Source organism: Serratia grimesii (assembly GCF_900186025.1).
Classification (GTDB): Bacteria; Pseudomonadota; Gammaproteobacteria; order Enterobacterales; family Enterobacteriaceae; genus Serratia; species Serratia grimesii.
Genome location: NZ_LT883155.1, coordinates 1,378,875 through 1,398,701, shown reverse-complemented (window position 1 = coordinate 1,398,701; position 19,827 = coordinate 1,378,875). Strand labels below are relative to the sequence as shown.

Annotated in this window: 21 protein-coding genes; 10 read left to right on the top strand and 11 right to left on the bottom strand. The window is 52.4% G+C overall.

Features of this window, described 5'->3' with window-relative positions; translation table 11 throughout:
* Positions 1–2: 2 nt before the first annotated feature.
* Positions 3–923: a DUF808 domain-containing protein gene (locus SGBXF1_RS06535; RefSeq protein ID WP_037421515.1), complete on the bottom strand. Its 921-nt coding sequence runs from the start codon at positions 921–923 to the stop codon at positions 3–5.
* A 136-nt stretch (positions 924–1,059) separates the two neighbouring features.
* Complete coding sequence (locus tag SGBXF1_RS06530; protein ID WP_061806940.1) at positions 1,060–1,467, bottom strand: VOC family protein; 408 nt, start codon at positions 1,465–1,467, stop codon at positions 1,060–1,062.
* Positions 1,468–1,549: 82 nt separating this feature from the next.
* Here SGBXF1_RS06530 and SGBXF1_RS06525 point away from each other — a divergent pair, with 82 nt between their 5' ends.
* On the top strand, positions 1,550–2,005 hold the full coding sequence (locus SGBXF1_RS06525) for a GNAT family N-acetyltransferase (protein ID WP_186428007.1): 456 nt from the start codon (positions 1,550–1,552) through the stop codon (positions 2,003–2,005).
* Between the two features lie 36 nt (positions 2,006–2,041).
* On the opposite strand, the gene pbpG is transcribed toward SGBXF1_RS06525, so the two are convergent.
* The 3 genes from pbpG to SGBXF1_RS06510 all read right to left on the bottom strand — a co-directional run bounded on the left by pbpG (position 2,042) and on the right by SGBXF1_RS06510 (position 5,229).
* Positions 2,042–2,971, bottom strand: coding sequence for a D-alanyl-D-alanine endopeptidase (gene pbpG / locus SGBXF1_RS06520; protein ID WP_037421505.1), 930 nt, complete (start codon positions 2,969–2,971; stop codon positions 2,042–2,044).
* A gap of 162 nt (positions 2,972–3,133) precedes the next feature.
* Positions 3,134–4,237 (bottom strand): adenosylhomocysteinase, encoded by a 1,104-nt coding sequence (locus SGBXF1_RS06515; protein ID WP_037421503.1) that lies wholly within the window; start codon positions 4,235–4,237, stop codon positions 3,134–3,136.
* Between the two features lie 47 nt (positions 4,238–4,284).
* Positions 4,285–5,229, bottom strand: coding sequence for a GlxA family transcriptional regulator (locus SGBXF1_RS06510; protein ID WP_186428472.1), 945 nt, complete (start codon positions 5,227–5,229; stop codon positions 4,285–4,287).
* A 91-nt stretch (positions 5,230–5,320) separates the two neighbouring features.
* Between SGBXF1_RS06510 and SGBXF1_RS06505 the strand changes: the two genes are divergently transcribed.
* Complete coding sequence (locus tag SGBXF1_RS06505; RefSeq protein ID WP_186428006.1) at positions 5,321–6,001, top strand: DJ-1/PfpI family protein; 681 nt, start codon at positions 5,321–5,323, stop codon at positions 5,999–6,001.
* Positions 6,002–6,051: 50 nt separating this feature from the next.
* A complete protein-coding gene (locus SGBXF1_RS06500; RefSeq protein WP_037421494.1) occupies positions 6,052–6,615 on the top strand; it encodes a DedA family protein in 564 nt (187 codons plus the stop codon).
* A gap of 63 nt (positions 6,616–6,678) precedes the next feature.
* Here SGBXF1_RS06500 and SGBXF1_RS06495 read toward each other — a convergent pair whose 3' ends face one another.
* Both SGBXF1_RS06495 and SGBXF1_RS06490 read right to left on the bottom strand, forming a co-directional pair.
* Positions 6,679–7,302 carry a LysE family translocator gene (locus SGBXF1_RS06495; RefSeq protein WP_186428471.1) on the bottom strand — a complete coding sequence of 208 codons (624 nt, stop codon included), beginning with the start codon at positions 7,300–7,302 and terminating at the stop codon, positions 6,679–6,681.
* 79 nt (positions 7,303–7,381) lie between these two features.
* Positions 7,382–8,275 carry a LysR family transcriptional regulator gene (locus SGBXF1_RS06490; protein WP_186428005.1) on the bottom strand — a complete coding sequence of 298 codons (894 nt, stop codon included), beginning with the start codon at positions 8,273–8,275 and terminating at the stop codon, positions 7,382–7,384.
* A gap of 133 nt (positions 8,276–8,408) precedes the next feature.
* On the opposite strand from SGBXF1_RS06490, the gene SGBXF1_RS06485 reads away from it, so the two are divergent.
* Both SGBXF1_RS06485 and ansP read left to right on the top strand, forming a co-directional pair.
* The gene (locus tag SGBXF1_RS06485; RefSeq protein WP_037421485.1) at positions 8,409–8,846 is read left to right on the top strand and encodes a PACE efflux transporter; all 438 of its coding nucleotides are present in this window, start codon (positions 8,409–8,411) and stop codon (positions 8,844–8,846) included.
* Positions 8,847–9,415: 569 nt separating this feature from the next.
* Complete coding sequence (ansP, locus tag SGBXF1_RS06480) at positions 9,416–10,879, top strand: L-asparagine permease (protein ID WP_061806936.1); 1,464 nt, start codon at positions 9,416–9,418, stop codon at positions 10,877–10,879.
* Between the two features lie 38 nt (positions 10,880–10,917).
* Here ansP and SGBXF1_RS06475 read toward each other — a convergent pair whose 3' ends face one another.
* The gene (locus SGBXF1_RS06475) at positions 10,918–11,697 is read right to left on the bottom strand and encodes a HalD/BesD family halogenase (protein ID WP_186428004.1); all 780 of its coding nucleotides are present in this window, start codon (positions 11,695–11,697) and stop codon (positions 10,918–10,920) included.
* Between the two features lie 111 nt (positions 11,698–11,808).
* On the opposite strand from SGBXF1_RS06475, the gene SGBXF1_RS06470 reads away from it, so the two are divergent.
* A complete protein-coding gene (locus tag SGBXF1_RS06470; protein ID WP_186428003.1) occupies positions 11,809–12,711 on the top strand; it encodes a LysR substrate-binding domain-containing protein in 903 nt (300 codons plus the stop codon).
* 15 nt (positions 12,712–12,726) lie between these two features.
* Here the strand turns inward: SGBXF1_RS06470 and SGBXF1_RS06465 are convergent, their stop codons facing one another.
* The gene (locus SGBXF1_RS06465; protein WP_186428002.1) at positions 12,727–13,581 is read right to left on the bottom strand and encodes an ATP-grasp fold amidoligase family protein; all 855 of its coding nucleotides are present in this window, start codon (positions 13,579–13,581) and stop codon (positions 12,727–12,729) included.
* Between the two features lie 155 nt (positions 13,582–13,736).
* On the opposite strand from SGBXF1_RS06465, the gene SGBXF1_RS06460 reads away from it, so the two are divergent.
* The 3 genes from SGBXF1_RS06460 (at position 13,737) to SGBXF1_RS23790 (ending at position 17,078) form a co-directional block, all read left to right on the top strand.
* Positions 13,737–15,029, top strand: coding sequence for an oligosaccharide flippase family protein (locus SGBXF1_RS06460; protein ID WP_186428001.1), 1,293 nt, complete (start codon positions 13,737–13,739; stop codon positions 15,027–15,029).
* Between the two features lie 229 nt (positions 15,030–15,258).
* Entirely contained in the window at positions 15,259–16,245 is a 987-nt protein-coding gene (locus tag SGBXF1_RS23795) for a hypothetical protein (protein WP_238321007.1), read from the top strand.
* A gap of 26 nt (positions 16,246–16,271) precedes the next feature.
* The gene (locus SGBXF1_RS23790) at positions 16,272–17,078 is read left to right on the top strand and encodes a hypothetical protein (RefSeq protein WP_238321006.1); all 807 of its coding nucleotides are present in this window, start codon (positions 16,272–16,274) and stop codon (positions 17,076–17,078) included.
* Positions 17,079–17,258: 180 nt separating this feature from the next.
* On the opposite strand, the gene SGBXF1_RS06450 is transcribed toward SGBXF1_RS23790, so the two are convergent.
* On the bottom strand, positions 17,259–17,840 hold the full coding sequence (locus tag SGBXF1_RS06450; protein WP_186428000.1) for a hypothetical protein: 582 nt from the start codon (positions 17,838–17,840) through the stop codon (positions 17,259–17,261).
* A gap of 132 nt (positions 17,841–17,972) precedes the next feature.
* On the opposite strand from SGBXF1_RS06450, the gene SGBXF1_RS06445 reads away from it, so the two are divergent.
* Positions 17,973–18,869 (top strand): LysR substrate-binding domain-containing protein, encoded by an 897-nt coding sequence (locus SGBXF1_RS06445; protein WP_186427999.1) that lies wholly within the window; start codon positions 17,973–17,975, stop codon positions 18,867–18,869.
* A 61-nt stretch (positions 18,870–18,930) separates the two neighbouring features.
* Here SGBXF1_RS06445 and SGBXF1_RS06440 read toward each other — a convergent pair whose 3' ends face one another.
* Positions 18,931–19,791: a DMT family transporter gene (locus SGBXF1_RS06440; RefSeq protein WP_238321005.1), complete on the bottom strand. Its 861-nt coding sequence runs from the start codon at positions 19,789–19,791 to the stop codon at positions 18,931–18,933.
* Between the last annotated feature and the right edge of the window lie 36 nt (positions 19,792–19,827).

The window sequence follows — 19,827 nt, the reverse complement described above, 5'->3', positions numbered from 1 at the left end:
ATTTAGGCCTTTAAACGACCCCGAATCGCACCCAGCGCAGAAACCACCAACAGCACTACACCGCCAGCAACCAGGCCAAACACCACATTGAGTAAGGCAGGAATAACGCCCTTTAGGATCTGACCGAAGGTTGGTACCACGGTGGCGTAAGATGCCCAGTCTTCAAACAAATGATGCACAGGCGGCAAGCCGTGGGTCAAAATACCGCCCCCGACCATAAACATGGCGATGGTACCGACAACGGACAGGGTCTTCATCAAATAAGGCGCAGCACTGACAATCCCATTGCCTATCGCACGCACCAGTTCGCTGCTTTTTCGGCTCAGATATAGCCCCAGATCATCGAGTTTAACGATGCCCGCCACGATGCCGTAAACCCCCACCGTCATTACAATCGCAATACCACAGAGTACGATCACCTGCTGGCTGAAAGTCGCGCCAGCCACGGTGCCCAATGTAATGGCGATAATCTCTGCAGAGAGCACAAAATCGGTGCGGATCGCGCCTTTTACCTTCCGTTTCTCATAGGTCACCACGTCCTCGTTGGCGTCCAGCGCTTCTTTTTTCTCTTCACCCGCTTGTTTGCTGTGGGTCAGGCTATGAAACACCTTCTCAAAACCTTCGTAGCATAAGTAGGCACCACCCACCATCAACAGCGGTGTGATCGCCCAAGGTGCGAATGCACTGATCAATAACGCCAGCGGCACCAAGATCGCTTTATTGATAAACGACCCTTTGGCAACACTCCACACTACCGGCAGCTCGCGGTCGGCTTTTACCCCAGACACCTGTTGAGCATTCAACGCCAGATCGTCCCCCAGCACCCCGGCAGTTTTTTTCGCCGCCATTTTGGTCATCAACGAGACATCGTCCAACAATGAGGCGATATCATCAATTAAAGTCAGTAAGCTACTTCCGGCCAAAGTGATCCATCCTTTTCAACGTCATTGGTCATTATCCGTTTAGCATAGTGTTAAACGCCCATCAATGGGTATGGGGTGATGGCTGAAAACCCCCTGTTAACGCGTGGCTTGTTCAAAAGCAGGTTAACCTTGAAGGTTATCGGCCCAAATCACCTGCCGGCACATTCAACTGCCAGGACAAGCCAAAGCGGTCATTCAGCCAGCCAAAACGGGCACTAAAACCATAATCATCGATCGGCATCAGGACCTCACCACCCTCTGCCAAACGGGCAAAAATCCGCTCCAGTTCCGCGTCGGTAGCAAGATTAACGTGCAACGACACCGCAGGGGTAAAGCTGAAATCGTGGCTGACAGGGCTGTCGGTAAAAACCAGATTATGCCGTTCAAAATCGATAGCCGCATACTTGACCCGTCGTGGCCCCGAATCGTGTTCATCATAATGCTGCACCTGCTGAACCCGGAAACCGGGGAACAGTTCGCTATAAAGATCAATAGCCTGTTGGGCGTCACCCTGAAACATAACAAAGGTGGAAACGTTGCTCATTAGATGCTCCCTTTGCGTGCGATATGGTATTAATTGATGATAGCGGATGGATAAGCCGCCGCGACGGTTGAAAGGAGGAAAAATGACCATCACCCACCGTCTGGCCCAGTTGAACGATCTTGCCAGCCTGCTGGCACTGTATCAGGAATTGCGCCCACAAGATCAACCGTTGCGCCCAGACAATGCGCAACGTGCATTGCAACGTCTGCTGGACAATCCGGCAATTCGTCTGGTCGTGAGTGCCGTTGATGAACAACCCATAGCAACCTGCATGCTAGCCATGGTGCCGGGGTTGGTACATCAAGCGCAACCCTTCGGCATCATTGAGCACGTGGTCACGGCCCAATCGCATCGCGGGCAAGGTATTGCATTAACGATGCTCGAATACACGCTGCAATTGGCCTGGCGGAAAAGATGCTACAAGGTGATGTTGCTCTCTGGTCAGCAACGTACTGGAGCACATCAGCTGTATCTGCGTGCCGGGTTTGATGGCGATCGTGAGCGTGGCTTTGTGATCAGACGCCCAGAGGGACGATAATGGCCTGCAGAAGGGCTCCACAGGCCGGAGAACAGATTACTCGGTTTCGTTTTTCGCCAGACGGGCGTCTTTCTGACGGCGATAGTCACGGGCAGCGGCCGGGATCGGCGTCACTTTACCGGTTTCAATCCAACTGCGCAGACGGTTAGCATCAGCAAAGTGGGTATATTTGCCGAAAGCGTCTAACACCACCAGCGACACCGAACGGCTGCCAATCACAGTGCGCATCGCCAGGCAATGCCCTGCTTCATTCGTGAATCCTGTTTTGGTCAGCTGAATGTTCCATTTCGGGTTATACACCAGATGGTTGGTGTTTCGGAATGGCAGCGTATAGTTTGGGTCCTTGAACGTCGCCATACGTTCAGTGGTGGTACTGAGCTGGCCAATCAGCGGATATTGCTTGGTCGCAATTAACAGCTTGGTCAAGTCACGTGCCGTCGACACGTTATGAATCGACAATCCGGTCGGCTCCACATAGCGTGTATTGGTCATGCCCAGTGATTTAGCCTTGGCATTCATCGCTTTGATGAAAGCGCCATAACCGCCAGGATAATGGTGCGCCAGGCTGGCCGCCGCACGGTTCTCCGACGACATCAGCGCCAGCAACAGCATATCTTTACGGCTGATTTCACTGTTCAGGCGGACGCGCGAATAAACCCCTTTCATCTCCGGTGTCTGGTGAATATCCACCGACAGCATTTCATCCATCGGTAAATGAGCATCCAGGGTCACCATTGCGGTCATCAGCTTCGTGATGGAGGCGATCGGCACCACTTCATCAGGATTGCGCGCATACATCACCTTGTGGGTCTGCATATCCACGACCATCGCACTACCGGAAGCCAATTCAGGTTCGGCAGCACGGGTGACGGCATTATTTTCGCTGGCCAGCGCACGCGGCGCGATGCCTGCTCCTGCCTGCAAAGCGAGCAGGGTTAGTACCAAAACACGTATTTTCACATGCATTACTCTGTCACTGAAGAAGATGAAGGTCTTATTTTGCCGAATTATATGTGAGGGATCTTAAGTTGGCACTGGGATTATGCGAGCCGATTTGTGACAAATTCTGTCGGACAGAAAATTGCGCAAACCGCGAGCGCTCTGGGATGAGCGCCCGCGATGAAAAAGTTACAGTGCCGATTGCCAAGCCGACTGTGGTAACAGGTACAAACCGGGCGCCTGACGAGCACCTTCGCCAACGATATGACCAATGCCCGCGGCCATCACCGCCAACGTCACATCAAAGGCATTCAGGCTGTCACCGTAGCCCGCCGTCAGATTGAACATCGAACCATTAGCCAGCAAATAAACTGTTTTATCATCCAGTTGGTAGGCATTCACAAACGGCATAGGCTCACTGTGTGGCAGGTTCTGCAAGAAGTCGACGTCAATTTCCGCGGTCACATGGCCGACGTTAAGAATAAATACGCCATCCTTCACCTGCCGCAGATGTTGCGCCGACAAGACGTTTTTAGCCCCTGTGGCAGTGGCAATGACATCAGCTTGACTGACTGCGCTAGCCAAATCGACCACGGCCCAACCATCGTAACGTGCTTGCAGTGCGCGTGCCGGGTCGATTTCCGCCACAATGACCTGCCCGCCATAGGCTTTCGCCGACGCTGCTACGCCCTGCCCAACCAGACCATAACCAATCACCAATACGCATTTTTCATGCAGCGTCAGATGAGTCGTCTGGAAGAACGTGTGCCACGCGGTCAAACCGACCATATGGCGATTATGCAGCCCTTCTTTCACTGGCAGGTCATCCCAGTTGAAAATGGGATAACGCGGTGCCATGCCGTTCAACCGGCTAATGCCAGAGCCCGTCGCTTCCAGCCCCGCGATAATCTGCGGTCCGTCGGTTGACTGGTGCAGGCGGGTGGTCAGATCCGCCCCCATTTCACACAGGTGAGTCGGCGTCCAGGCCAATGCGCGGTCGAAAGATTCGGACCAGTCGGCATCGCTCATGTCCCGCCAGGCGTGGGCCTCGGCACCGCGACGCTCCAGCCAGGCAACCACGTCGTCCTGTACCGTGGTCGGGTTGCAGGTGGTCAAATAGATTGCCGCCCCTTTGTCCAGCAGGCCCGCCACCAGCGGTGCCATTTTCAGATCCAGATGCATGTTGCACGCCAGCCGCACGCCGCTTAAATCCGGCAGCGCAGCTACCGCCGCCCGGGTGCGTGGCATATGGCGCATCGCCCAGTCCAGTTCGCTCTCAAAATTCTGATACATCTTTCACTCCTCTACTGCGCCACGCCACCAGGGCGTGGCAGGATGATTTAACCGGAACGGCTCAGGCGCTTAATCGCCTGTGGCGATAGGCCAAAGACGCGAATAAAGGCCCGCCGCATACGCTCGGGATCGCTAAAACCAACAGAGCGGGCAATAGACTCCAGCGCTTCACTGCCCGCTTCAATCCGCATTCTGGCCGCCTCAACCCGTAATTGCTCAATCACTTTGGCCGGCGTCTGCCCGGTTTCTGCACGGAACAGGCGTCCAAATTGACGCTCACTCAGGCAGGCAGCATCAGCCAACCCCGCCACTGTCAGGGGTTGATGCAGATGCTCGCGAGCATAAGAAAGCGCGCTGCGAATACGGTCTGAAGACGGGTTCAACTCCAGCAACAGCGAATACTGCGACTGACCTCCCGGACGGCGGTGGTATACCACCAGTTGTCGCGCCACGTTGGCCGCCAGTTCGCTGCCGAGATCTTCCTCAACCATTGCCAACGCCAGATCGATGCCAGCAGTGATCCCTGCTGAAGTCCATATCGTCCCGTCGCGGATATAAATGCGATTACTGTCAACGCGAATGCGCGGATAACTCTGCTGCAAACGTGCTGCATGGTACCAATGGGTCGTCGCTCGCTTACCGTCCAGCAACCCTGCCGCGGCCAGAATAAATGCCCCCGTGCACACACTGGCCATCCGCCGTACCTGTTGGCTTTGCCGATGCAAAAACGCCAACAACGTCGCAGACTGTGTTGCGACGACATTACCGCTGCCCCCCGCAATCAACAAGGTATCAAAGTGCCCCTCATCGAATGGGTGCGTGAGCACTTCCACACCCGATGAGCTTGTCACGCTGCCCCCCAACTCTGATAACGGTAGGCAGCGATAAACCGGCTCCGCCGTAAACTGATTAGCGTTATCAAACGCTGCCAATGGCCCGGCAAAGTCCAGCAGGTTAAAACCGGGGAAAACTACAAAGCCGATATTTTTCATCATGGCGCTTTTTGAGGGTTATATGTCATACAAGACAAAAACAGGGCGACTATTATGAGCCAAGTTAAATAACAAAACTGAGGCTAATATCATGTCTGAACCGTTAGTGATTGTTTTTCCGATCTATCAGGGCGTCACCCAACTCGATTTTACCGGCCCATTGCAGTTTTTACGGCACATGCCGGGCGCAGAGATTGTCGTTGCCTCAGTCGGTGGCGCAGATATCAGTGCTGAAGGACTGCACTTTACCCAATTGCAAACGCTGGAAGACGTGACTCATTGCGACGTGCTGTGTGTACCCGGCGGCGCCGGTTGCACCCAGGCTCTACAGAATGACGACTTTATGCGCCAGATCAGCCGTCTAGGGCTGGGCGCCCGGTATCTGACCTCAGTCTGCACCGGCTCGCTGATCCTGGCGGCGGCCGGTCTACTGAAGGGTAAACGTGCAGCCTGTCACTGGACAATGCGCGACAGTCTGTCGCTGTTTGGTGCCATCCCCAGCCACGAACGGGTAGAACGCGACGGCAACGTGATCAGTGGCGGTGGCGTGACCGCCGGCATCGACTTTGCCCTGGCGTTGATCGCCGAGTTGCATGATGAGGAAACCGCGCAGATGATTCAGCTGTATCTGGAATACGCGCCGGCGCCTCCGTTCCTCGGGGGGACACCGGAACTGGCACCTGCGCATATTCTGGCACGCGTTCAGGCACAAATGGCTGACAGTCTGCAACAACGTCAGGCACTGGTGGCGCAGATTGCCGCCCACGGTTAATCCACAGGGCGTATACTAAACCTTATGTGTTATAGACATAGGGAATCAGGATGGCGGATTTAGCCCACTATATTACGGACTACGGCTATTGGGCGTTGTTTATCGGCTGCCTGGCCGAAGGCGAGACTATCACGCTGCTGGGTGGCATTGCCGCGCATCAGGGACTGTTGCATTTACCCTGGGTAATTGCAGTCGTGGCATTGGGCGGCACGCTGGGGGATCAGGTGTTATTTTTCCTCGGCCGCCACTTTGGTGGTCGGGTGATTTCACGCATGAAAAGCCAGGAAAAACGTATCGAACGTGCCAGGAAACTGATTGCTCGTCACCCGATGTTGTTCGTGATTGGCGTCCGTTTTATGTATGGTTTCCGCATTATCGGGCCCGTATTGATTGGAGCCAGCAAGTTGCCGCCGTCACGCTTTGTGCCGCTAAACATTCTGGGCGCCATCCTGTGGGCAACGATCTTTGTACTGTTGGGGTATTTCGGTGGTGAGGCGATTGCTCGCTTTATTTCCGGCTTCGACAAACGGCTCACCAGCGTGCTGTTTTGCGCATTGGTGGTCGCCGTCATCCTGTTGCTACGATTTTGGTGGCGCCGCCGCCATGCCGACTAAGGTTGTCCCCAAAATAATTGGAGGTGCAGTCAGTACACCTGCAGCTTCAATTATCCAGGGAGCTTATCGGTTCAGCATCAGCTTAAGGCCGAGCAGCGCCAGTACCCCGCCTCCCAGTCGGTCGAACCAGGCTTTAAAACGCAGATAAGTGCGGCGCGGGCGCGGCGACGACAAAACAAACGCCACGAAGGCATACCACAATACATCGATCGTCAGCGCGATCACTGGCAGCACGACGTACATTACCGGTGAGATTTTATGGCTGAGCAACGCGGCAAACACGCTGCCAAATACAATGGCGGTGTTGGGGTTACCCAACTGAGTCAGCAAGCCGATGGTAAACGCCTTGCGAAACCCCAGATGTTGCTCACCGACCGCTTCCACATTCAGCGGCTGCCGAGCCCCACGTAGCATTTTACAAGCCAGATAGATAAGGTAAGCCCCACCCAGCACCTTTAGCGTGGTGTAGAGCCACGGCAGTGCCAACAACAGTGATTGCAGCCCCAGCAGAGCGATCAAGGCAAAGATAAAACAGCCCACGCCCATGCCTAACGCAACCGCCATACCGTCGCGGCGCGAAGAGGCCACGGCGGTACGTGCGACCAGTATAAAGCTTTGCCCTGGGCTCATCGCTCCGAGCGTAATCGCCCCGCTAATGCTTAAGACCGATAATGCCGTTTCGCTCATCATATTCTCTGCGCCCCCCTGAAATCCCATTGCTCAAAGTAGCGCAGCGATGAAAATAAAAGCAATGCGATAGCGGGAATTATTCTGTTTGCGACATATCACGCATCAGCGCGACCAGTTCACCGGCAGCCTTATCCAGCGGTCGGCTTTTTAACCAGATCAGATGCATCGGCAAACGCAGTTCATTTTTGGTATTTTTGAACTTCAACCGGATGAGTCGCCCCTGTGCTAGTAAGGGGGCGGTCAACGATAACGGGAAATTTCCCCAACCCAAACCGGCCTCAACCATACTCAGCGCCATCGGCAGGCTGTCGGTGCGCCAGTAAGACTCCGCCACCCGTGGGCGCAGGTCGGCAATAGGCAGGTCACGACTGGCCACCATAATTTGCCGCACGTTGACCAAATCCTCGAGAAACAGCTCATCCGCCACGCCGTTCAGCGATGGATGCAGTGGTGAAAGAGTGGCAACCAACGATTCCGCACCAACGAAATGAAACTGCTCCTGGCTGTTGATATTCAGCCCACCAAACGCCAGGCAGACGCCAACTCTGCCCTGATGCAGCATATGCACCACATCGTCCTGCGGGGCAGTCAGCACTTCGATATTCAACAATGGATAACGTTCCGCCAGCGTTTTGATCGCCGCCAGCAGGCCGTCGCTATTGATATCCGAGGCGACACCGATCGATAACGTGCTCTCTAACCCTTGCGATAATTCGATGGCATGGTTCTGTAACTGTTTAAGTTGGTCGGCAATCAGCCGCGCATGCGGTGCCAACGCCAATGCCAACGGCGTTGGCACTGGTTCACGGTGCGAACGATCAAACAATTGAAACCCCAATTCCGCTTCCATGTTAGCGATCCCCATGCTGACCGCAGAAGGTACACGCCGCAGCGCACGTGCAGCAGCGGAAAACGAACCGCGATCCAGTACTGCCAAAAACAGCTCAATATTATCGCTGGAAAAGTTCATTGCATTACCTGTCAGTAAAACTGACAGCTCCTGACTTTTTCTATCAATGTGATTGACGGTATCTTACTCGCCAGACGGCAAAAGGTCACTCGACCGCAAAGCCAAAAAATCAGTCAAGATCAGGAGATGAGTAATGCAAGGCGTTAAACGCAAACTGGTGTATGTCACCGCCTATGAAATTATTGGCATGACGATCTCCGCACTCGGGTTAGCATTGCTTTCAGGCAATGCGCCAAGCAGCACCGGGCCGTTAGCCGTGATCATCACGACTATCGCCGTAAGCTGGAACTTCATTTATAACTCGCTGTTTGAACTGTGGGAGAGCCGTCAGGCATCGCGCGGCCGTACGCTTAAACGCCGTATTCTGCATGCCGTAGGTTTTCAATTAACGTTGGTGGTGTACCTGATCCCACTGATCGCCTGGTGGATGGGGATTACGCTCTGGCAGGCACTACTGCTGGATATGGCACTGATCGTGATTATCCCTTGTTATACCTTTGTATTTAACTGGGCCTTCGACAAAATCTTTGGGTTGCCGACGTCGGCCCTGCCAGCCGGTGAGTCCGCCTAATAAATAACCGTTAATCCCTTTTTTCTCCCTGTCTGCTTACAATATCACCGCAGGCAGGGAGGCGCTTATTATCCCTCTTTTTTCTCATCGCGAATAAATAAGCCAAACTCCCTGTAGTTTGCGCGGTAATTATTATTGTGTGATTTTAATCACTTTTTATTCCTCGTTATTTCCGTCTTGATAAAATCAACCATCTTATTGAATAATATATTCTTTTATATATAGCGCAAAAAACAAACACAATTGTTCACGATTTATACGCAGGAATTTTTGCCACCTTTACAGAGAAAAGGTAGCATGCTTCGCCGTTATTTAATGGCGGCTGCTCATATAATATACCCTATACATTTCAAATTGCAGCCAAGCGCCCAGCTCGCTCATCCCCAGGCGCTGACTCAGGTAAACAACTGGGGGGAGCTAGTGCAGGTAACAACGCTGCGGTTAGAAAGGTGACGGGTATGAACAACAGAATGATGCCATGACTTCATTCTCATAACGATTGGCAATAGCAATCGTTTGCTCTGCAAACAGAGCAGGGTAATTCCATAGACAGGTAAACAGGACTGATGATGCAATCACAAAAAAAAACGGCGCATGACAAACACGCCGCCAGAAGACGATGGTTAGACTCCCATGAATCCGGTTATCACAAGAGTATGGGTAACCGACAAATACAGATGATAGCCATCGGTGGCTCGATCGGTACCGGCCTGTTCCTCGGTACCGGCGGGCGGTTGGAAATGGCGGGTCCGGCGTTAGCGCTGGTCTATTTGGTCTGTGGAATTTTCTCGTTCTTTATTCTGCGCGCACTGGGCGAACTGGTGTTGCACCGTCCCTCCAGCGGCAGCTTTGTGTCTTATGCCCGTGAGTTCCTTGGTGAAAAAGCCTCTTACGTCGCCGGTTGGATGTATTTCCTCAACTGGGCGATGACCGGCATCGTCGACATTACGGCGGTAGCGCTGTACATGCACTATTGGGGTACCTTTGCCGACGTACCGCAATGGTTATTCGCACTCTGCGCCCTCGGCGTGGTCGCTACCATGAACATGATCGGCGTGAAATGGTTCGCCGAAATGGAGTTCTGGTTTGCACTGATCAAAGTGGTCGCCATCGCGTTGTTCCTGGTGGTCGGCGTGGTGTTTCTCGGTACAGGCACCCCGGTCGCGGGCAACACCACAGGCCTGCACCTGATTACCGAAAACGGCGGCATGTTCCCGCATGGCTTGCTACCTGCACTGGTGTTAGTCCAGGGGGTTATCTTCGCCTTCGCCGGGATTGAGCTGATCGGCACCGCAGCCGGTGAGTGTAAGGATCCGGCCAAAATGATGCCGAAGGCTATCAACAGCGTTATCTGGCGTATTGGCCTGTTCTACGTCGGCTCGGTAGTTCTGTTGGTGCTGCTGCTGCCATGGAACGCCTATCAGGCAGGCCAAAGCCCGTTCGTAACCTTCTTCAGCAAGCTTGGCGTACCTTATATCGGCACCATCATGAACATCGTGGTACTGACCGCCGCACTCTCGAGCCTCAACTCCGGCCTGTACTCCACCGGGCGCATCCTGCGTTCGTTGTCGATGGGCGGTTCAGCGCCGAAATTCATGGCCAAAATGAGCAACCAGCAAGTGCCCTATGCCGGCATCCTGGTGACCTGCGGCATCTATGTGATTGGCGTGTTGCTGAACTACCTGGTGCCTTCGCGGGTGTTTGAGATCGTACTGAACATTGCCTCGCTGGGCATTATCGCCTCATGGGCGTTTATCATCGTATGCCAGATGCGCCTGCGTAAAGCCGTGCGTGAAGGTCGCGCCCAACCGGTATCTTTCAGAATGCCCGGCGCGCCCGTCACCTCTTGGCTGACGCTGGCGTTCCTGCTGGCGGTCGTGATCATGATGGCGTTCGACTACCCGAACGGCACCTGGACTATCGCCACCATTCCGGTGCTGGCGGTGCTGTTAACACTGGGCTGGTTCGGCCTGCGCAAACGCGCGCAGGAAGTGAAACTCGAACAGCAAGCACACGAAGACGCTCACCACTAAGCCTCTCAACTGCCCCGCAAGGGGCAGTTTTTTTTACCTCACACCCTGCCGTAGAAGGTCATTCTGGCGCTTTCTGATAATGCGATATCTGGTTGAGCATTGTAGGCCAGCACCACCAACATACGGGTGGTATCGCCTTCCGTCGGCGTGACTCGATGCATGGCATTTCGCCCACGGAACAGCACCAAATCCCCTTCTTCCATCGTCAGCGGCTTCGCCGCCCGCTCACCATCCAGCACCTCGGAAACACCGGCATAATTCATCTCACCACAATCGGCATCGCGCAAGTTTTCCACATATTCAAAGCGGCCACCGGCCTGAGGTTTTTGGATTAGTAGCGTGATGGCGAACGACGAATTGTCAAAATGCCACCCCAGCTCTTGCCCTCGGTGGGCATAATGCAGGTTGATAGAAGACAGTCGGTCAGCGTAAGGGTAAAGGCGTTTCTCCTCCAGCACCGCGCAAAGAAAGTCACGAAACGGCTGTGCGTCATACAGCGTACGCAACGGTGACTGCGCCGGGATCTCCTCGTCGGTAATACAACCCTTGGATGAGATAACCAGCCGGTTGCGCGCATGATCGGCCGGAAACGCTTCGTCCTGTGGCTTGAGATAGACGTTATGCTTACTGGCGGCATAAAACGCCGCATGACTGTGCTCCGCCCCTTCCAGACGCACCGTTGCCAATGCTGCTGCCGTCAGAAAACCCGGCAACACCAGCACCCCGGACGTGTCCAGTGTCGCTTTACAGCGAGCCTGAAAAGCGGTGTCGCCAATAGGGTTAGCGGACAAATCAATGATATGAGCGAGTGGTTGCATTGGAGGCTCCTGTAGGCATAGGCCAGATAACCCCACTGTAGCGAATGTCGCATTGCTGTAATAACAAAAATGCGTTAAGGATATGTTAACTAATTCTTAGCGATAACCGCCATGAACACACCCACCCGTAGTCGCCTGCCCAAACTGAGCGCTATTTTGGCTTTTGAAACCGCCGCCCGTACCGGTAGCCTGGCCAAAGCGGCAGACAGCTTGGCGTTGACGGCCGCCGCCGTCAGCCAGCAAATCCGTCAGCTTGAGCAGCACCTTGGCATTGTGCTGTTCACCCGGGCCAAAAGCGGCGTGACGCTAACCGAGCAAGGAACAGATTACCTGGCCTACGTGCAGCAGGCATTTGAGACGCTGCGTATCGCGCAACAACATGTCGATCGCCAACGAGGCAAGGAAATGCTGACGTTATTCGCCTTACCGGCGCTGGCATCAAAATGGCTAAACCCGATGATTGGTGACTGGCTGACCCAACACCCGCAGGTCGATATCCGCCTGCACGCCACCCACGGCGAAGTAGATTTCGCCAGCTCGACGGCAGACTTTGCCCTGTGCTTTGGCGATCAAGGCTACCCGCTACTGGAAAAAGTACGCTTGTTTCAGGACTCTGTTCAACCGGTTTGCAGCCCGCAGTTGCAGGCTGCTGGCGACTGGACACGCCAGCCGCTGATCCATGTAGATTGGGGTAAGGAAAGCCAGTTCCTGCCGGGGTGGTATGAGTGGTTTAACGCAGCCGGGCTGCCTCTGCCACAGCGACGTGGCCTGACCTATAACCTGACCTCACTGGCGATAGATGCCGCAGTTGAGGGCCAGGGTATTTTACTTGGTCAGCAACAACTCATTCAGCGAGAACTGGCCAAGGGGACATTGGTGCCGCTGGCAGAACCGACGCTACCGCTTAGCAAGCCCTATTACGTGGTTTATCCGCAACGCACGCTGGAAAAACCTAAAGCAGCTGAGTTTCTTGCGTGGCTACAGAACATCACGCCAGCGAATGCCAGACCCTAAACCCTTCTACGCGTATTACCCGTTTTTGGACATCATCTCACCCAGCAAAAGGTTGGTGGCACGCGGCAAATACACTTCGTTGCCGGCACCTGGGGTCAGTGTCAATTCGCCGATGTATATTTGTTCGCGTGTGAGATAAAAATCGACACGGCAATAGTCTAAATCCGCGGAGACCGCCTTTGCGACCTGAATCATCTCATCCCAGAAAGCCGGTTTTTCATACAACGTATTGACTTGAGGAATGTCTGCCTGGGTAAAAAAGCAATGATGTGCGTGCTCTTCTAAAAACTCCAGCGAACTCGGCTCAGGACCACCACGCAGTAATTCAACAAACAAATAAGACTGCTTTCCGTTAAATACATGCACCTTGTAGTCAATCAATTCACCGTCACATTCAATATCCAACAGCTCTTCGACGATTATCTGCTGCGGAATATTTGCGTAGTGCTTTTCTCGGTATCTTTTCCAATAGGTGATTTCAGACCATTCCTTAAGAATCTTCGCAATATCTTGATAGGAGACCTTACTTTTATCTTTCACTATCTTGACTTGTTGCGACGCATTATTTGTTTTGATAACAAATGATTGTGGCAACGAAAGGTAATCTTGCTCTGTGAAGTTATGCGTCGTCATTATAATGGGCGTTAGGTATTTTTCTGATACCCGCTGAGCAATATATTTTCTGACCGCCACCTTATCCGCTAACATACTGAAATCATTATGCGGATAGCGCATGCGCTGATAGATTTTTTCTGAGAATGTCTTTGGGGATTTGAAATTAACAAAAGAGCCATGGACAAGGTAATGGCTGACTTGATAATAAATAAAATCGGGTGCAGCCCGATAGAGTCGTTTTACGAGTTTTCTCATTCTTCTCTTTCTTCCATGAACATAACATACGTAGAAATGCTTCTGACATTCCGGTTATTGCATCTCAATTATAAAACCCTGTGAGTCATCCCTTACAGAGCCTAAGGAAATAATCGGATAATTCCTATTATAAGATGCGACAGGGAAAAGCGCGAATGAAATTAAAGTTTATAGATATCAGTATCGTGAGAAATGCGTTTTGGATGATATCCGAAAAGATGGTGTCTATCTTGGGCGTTATTTTCATCACGGCTTATATGGCAAAATATATTGGCCCGGAAAGCTTCGGCAAGATCACCTTTGCCACTGCCATTTTCGCCATTACCCAAACGCTGGCGCTACTGGGTTCCGATACCGTTTTGTTCAAGCGAATTAGCCGTAACCCGGGCTCTGGAACTGCCCTGATGTTCTCCACCAATCGACTGCGCCAAGGCTGCTTCATCGTGCTCTCTGCGGCAATATTGATTTACACCGGGCTCCGCGAAGATTTCATTACCTTCTACTTTTGTGCCGCCACTTTTGTCGCCAGCTTTTTCTCACTGAGAGACGTCTTCACCATTTATCATGATGCCCGACTGGAGTCGCGCTTCAATACATTAGCCAACGTGGCCGGCCTAGGCAGTGCACTGCTGGTGCGTTATCTGATTGTGTATTTTGATCTGCACCTGTATTACCTGGCGATCCCGATCGTGATGGTTTATTTGATCCCCTATCTGATCCGTCACCACATATACCATCGCCGCCATCCACGCTTTATCGCACCCGGGCGTATTCGGCGTAAATATGTGCGTTATTTGCTCGCAAGTGGCTTGCCGCTGGCAATATCCAATGTTTCCATCGCCATTTATACCCGACTGGCGCAATTGTTCCTGATGTGGTTTGTCTCTGCCGAAGCGCTGGGTATTTATTCCGTCGCCATTACCCTGGCCACTGCCTGGATGTTTGTCACCGATGCGGTCATCACCTCATTTTTCGCCAAAATATTTGCTTATCACCGCAATGATGCGATGCGCACCGCAGCCAAACTGAATGGGTTGGTGTTGGCGATTTCCGCCACAATCGTGGCCGGTATTGTCTTGCTCGGCAAACCCGTGATAGTCCTGTTGTACGGGGAGCAATACTTAGCCGCTTATCCTGCGATGGGGGTATTGGCGGTTGCAACCCTGCTTTCCGCTCTGGGTACCTTGGCCTACAAATACATTGTGATGTTCTCTGGCTATGGCTTCTTGTCAAAGAAGATGTTCTTGGTATTTATCATCAATATCCCGCTGTCGTATTTCCTGATCCGTCAGTACAGCATGATGGGTGCCGCTTACAGCACCTTGCTGACTGAGCTGTTGTCGTTGACCGTCCTCAACTACCTCTTCCGCCGTGGCGTAGTATTGCAACTGCACTTACGCTCGCTGAATCCGTTGACCTATATCAGACGTGCACCTCTGGGCGGTTGACCCCATAACCGTGGGGACGTTAATTGTGGTTCCCGTTCGCCCGCTGACAGCGGGCACAACGCTCAGTGCTTAAGCTACCCACTCCCTCCTGCTAAGTTGCTCCCACAGGCCGAAAGCTTTAAAAGCGAATCACTTTCGGTCTGCATATTTTTATTTTCAAAACACCTCTGCGCTACTGCAATTATTCCTTTGCAAAAGCCTGCATAACCGAAAACATGAGGATAACCCCATGATCGCATTAAATGACTATGCCACTCTGCGTGCATATACCGGCAGCGAATCAACCGTAATGATTGAAAATAGCTATCACCACGGCGTATTCCTCCGTGACGGTGCAGATACGACCAGCCTGGATAATGGCGCTACCATTGTTCGTGATACACAGAACCGTTGTTGGAAACGTATTATCAATAACGGGGATTACAATATCGACTGGTGGTATCAGGCTGGCGATGAACAGGACTATTCTCTAACCATTAACCGCGCCAGCAATTTTTTACAGGTTGCAGGTGACGAATGGTGGAAATCAGCTATTCCGACTACACCCGCAGGTATTAATCTTGTTGGGCCAGGGGGTGTGCGCCAATGTAAAACCACTGCCAATTTAAAACTGTGGAAAAATTCCATCGACTTTAAGGGCACCATTCTGGACTTCCGCGGTGCAACCGATATTGAATGTGTGCGGGTGCTTTACAGTTCGGGAGCACCGGCCATTTATAACCTACGTATTGTCGGAACTTCAGATGCAGCAGCCAACCTACGAGGCTTGTGCGTTTATAGCGATGCGGCAAATATTCATGGTATGCCGACCAGCCAATTGCTGGTACAAAACGTATGGCTTACCGACCTGTATAAAGGCATCGTGTTTGGCAACAATGCCTATATCCAAAGCTGGCACAGCATTATGGTACGTGGCTGCGTTTGGCCAATCTGGTCAGCCAGTACCGCCAATGCCGGTGAAAAAATTGTGTTCTACAAATGTTTGTTTGGCGACGGTACCAACTTTTATCAGGGTGTCCATTCATTGGCATTCCGTGATTGCTCATTTGACTACAGCGGTTTTAACAGCGTGGCCGATCAACAAGGAATACTGACTACGGTTTATTCGATCTTAAATCCGGCACGCTGGACTTTAAAAACTGCCACTTCGAGTGGGGCAATGAACATCGTCGTAACTCCCGGCCGGTATTTACCAGCGACAACGGCGGTACAGTAAAAATCAAAGATAGCCAATGGCATAGTGTGCAAACCAATGTGACCGATCCCGGTGGTACGGTTCCCTATCAATATGTTGAGTATTTCTATTTTGATAAGTCCAGCGATCTTAGTGGCAAATGCTACATTGATGGTTTCGATCTGATTAACTCGGATATCAAGAAAGGCTGGTCCAATAACCATATCGAAATGAAGCGCATCGGAGCGCCCGGCCACCTTAATATGTGGCGTCAATTGTACCTCGGTGATGGTGTTAATCATCTGCCAGAACCTACCTGGAAAGAAAACGGTGCACTCTTGCTGAACAACGTTTATGCCGCCACCGGCACCCGTATTTCACAAACAGAAACCTCAGACCTGGCGATTACCCTGAAAGAGGGTGTCATTACCGCAACCACCAAAACAGCGGCAACGGCGGACAAGAAAATTGAGATTTATTTCCCAATTGAAAAAAATGATCTTGTCTTGTGGCGCACCACGCTGGAAAACCTTAAAGGTTTGAGCTCGTTGGATGTCACCGTTGGTACCTACCAAGGGAAGTATGAGCTTAACGGCAACGCCGGGGTCAATATCCTGCTTGAGAAAGCCTGTCAGTGGGGCAGGACCGGGACAGTAACCCCAACATCTTCGGCAACCATGACTTCGGATCGCATTACTGCACTGAACTCTGCCGAGTATTTGCCGCTGCCTGAGGGCTATGTCAACTATGCCCGTATCCTAATTATCCTGAAAAACTTCGCTGGCAGTGCCACCAACCCAGCGTCGGTAGATATCACCAAACTGTTGTGCCAGAAAATCGATATCGTTTCGCGCAACCCGCGTAAAGCCTGGTAACGGACAAGAGTCGCCTCAAACGAGGCGGCTCTTTAACTCTTTGTGCAACTCGCCATAATGGCTCCAAATATGAATAACTCGACTTCATTACCTCTTCCGCCGTGGTGTAGTATTGCAACTGCATTTACGCTCGCTGAATCCGTTGACCTATATCCGGCGTCCAGTTAGCGATATCAACGGCTAGCTCTCCAACTCAACCACTCTTACATACAAAGCAGCAAGCAGTGAGAGATCAATCAACAATGCAAAAGCGTAAGAAAAACCCGTTATCCCGGTAAAACTGGATTGGATCAGCAGGACAGCCACAACCGCAAGGAGACTGCCAGCGAACAATAACGCGCCTCGACGCAGTACATGGCCATCTTTATTATTACCTGGACGTATCGCGGCGCTGTAGACCATTCCCTGCCCCACCCCGGAAATAGCCATTGCCGAAAACAGCGGCAGACCGTTTGGCAGACCATGTAATGCCAGCAGCAGCAGCAAGGTGCCGATGGCACTGATGACGAACCCCTGGCGTACCAGGCTCAGGCGACTTTTGCTTTTAAACACTTTCAGCTGCATTAAAAACACGGCCAAAACAAAGGCAATAATGAAACATGCCAGCAAAGCAACCATCAGCAGCGGGCTCTCCAACGCATAGAGCTTCAGTAACAATGCAACTTGCGCTACCAACCCACTGAATAAAAGAATACCGGCATTGGTTTGCGCCTGCTGTTGCGCAGACGCAGCAAAAGGGACGGATAAAGGAGACGTAGTCATAACAATCCTCACTCTATAAAGGCAGCAACAGAAAATTTATTTCATCCTGGTCAGGAGGTGAATTAAGCCTATCGCATCTATAATCAGGCAATCAAAGTCAGAGTTTTCACCCATGGATGAAAATAACTCATCATGAAGCGTTCCCATTTACCGCCACTGGGCGCACTGCGAGCTTTCCATGCGGTTGCCGATTGCCTTAGCTTCAAGCAGGCGGCCGAGCAACTGAATGTCAGTGCCACTGCGGTCAGCCATCAAATCCGTTTAATTGAAACAATGCTGGAATGCCGAGTATTCGAACGTAATGCGCAGGGCGTTAAACTGACCGAAGCTGGAGACTTGCTGTATACCGGCACCCAATGCGCCTTCGAGGCTCTCGAGAAGTCGGTAAAAAAAATTGAGCAGGCCAAACAACCGCCAGCGTTAACCATCACCACTACATCAAACTTCCTGACCAACTGGCTGGTTCTGCGCCTCGAAAGCTTTAAGGCGCAATTTCCTGAGATTGATTTACACCTGCATACCAGTGTGAAAAGGGTCGACTTAACACAGCGAACCGTCGACGTAGCAATACGTTATCGTGAAACCGCCGAAACGGACTTACACAGCACGTTGCTCTATGAAGATCAGTTTATTGTGGTGGCCAGCCCCACACTGGCCTTGAAGACGCTGAGTGACTTACATGACACAACGTTGTTTCACGTCGAACATCGGCATGTTCCTGCAGAACGTCCTGACTGGAAACACTGGCAACAACGTTACGGGCCGGAAAGCTTAAATGTGTCCAGAGGACTGTATTTCAGTGACGAAACCCATGCACTGCAGGCGGCAGTAGCAGGCCAGGGTGTCGTTATTGCCAGTAAGTTACTGGCAGAAGATTTGATAAAGCGAAGAATGCTGATTGCACCTTTTGATTTCTCTTTGCCTGGTGCGAATTATTATTTGGTGACTCGGGAAGATATGGCCGATCGTCCCGATGTCGTTTCGTTACGTGAATGGATGCTGAAAAATATGCAGCCCGAAGGGGAGTAAACGTGGCGGTGCACATTTCTATAGGCTTCACATCAGGAAAAGGCGTCTATTAGTTTACCCGCTACGCTGATTTCAGATGCAGAACCACAGCACCAACCAGTACCGTCAATACACCCAACCACTGTAGGGCAGAAAGCCGTTCCCGTAACAGCAATGTGCCTAGAAGCGCGGCAATTCCGCCTGACAGGGTGCTAAGCACAGTGACCACGGCCACTGACCCGCCGCTGGCCCCCACGGAAAACGCACTAAAACCGCCCAGGTTGAGCAAACTGGCGGCCAGCAGTAACCCAGTCTGCCGCCAACGTGGGCACGCCACCAGCGCGCGCCGTTGAGTTGTTAGCGTCAACAGAACCGTCAGCCCTACGCTATAGCCGAGCCACAGGCTAACGCTGGGGCCCAATACTGGCAGCGTGTATTTCCCTTGCAACCAGAACCCCGTGCCGTAACAGCATGCGGCGAGCAACGCGAAGACGATTGCCGGTAAAGATGATGACGTGTGACCCAACTGACGCCCTGGGCTTATCGCCGTCAGCATCACGCCCAGCAGGCATATCGCCAGCCCTGCCAGCGTTAGCACATTAAGCGGCTCTCCACTGAGCCATGACAACAACGTGGTAACCGCACCGTAGCTGGTGACCAGCGGAGCAACCATCGCGGCCTTGCCGATGGCAAAGGCCTGTGACAAGGCTAACGAACCACTCACCATCAAGCCAGCGGCCAGTAATGCCAAGCCCCAAACGATACCGGGAGCCGCAAAGACAGATGACGTTGAGGCCAGCAACAACGCAGTAAAGATCACAAACCCGATCGCTTGAGAAAAAAATACAGCCCTGCGCACCCCCACCGATCTGGCGTTAATTCCAACCAAAAAATCCGTGCCGCCCCAGCACAGCGCGGCAGCCAGCCCCATCAGTATGTCCACATCTTATTCCTCCCGAATCTTTGCCTCAAAAGTATG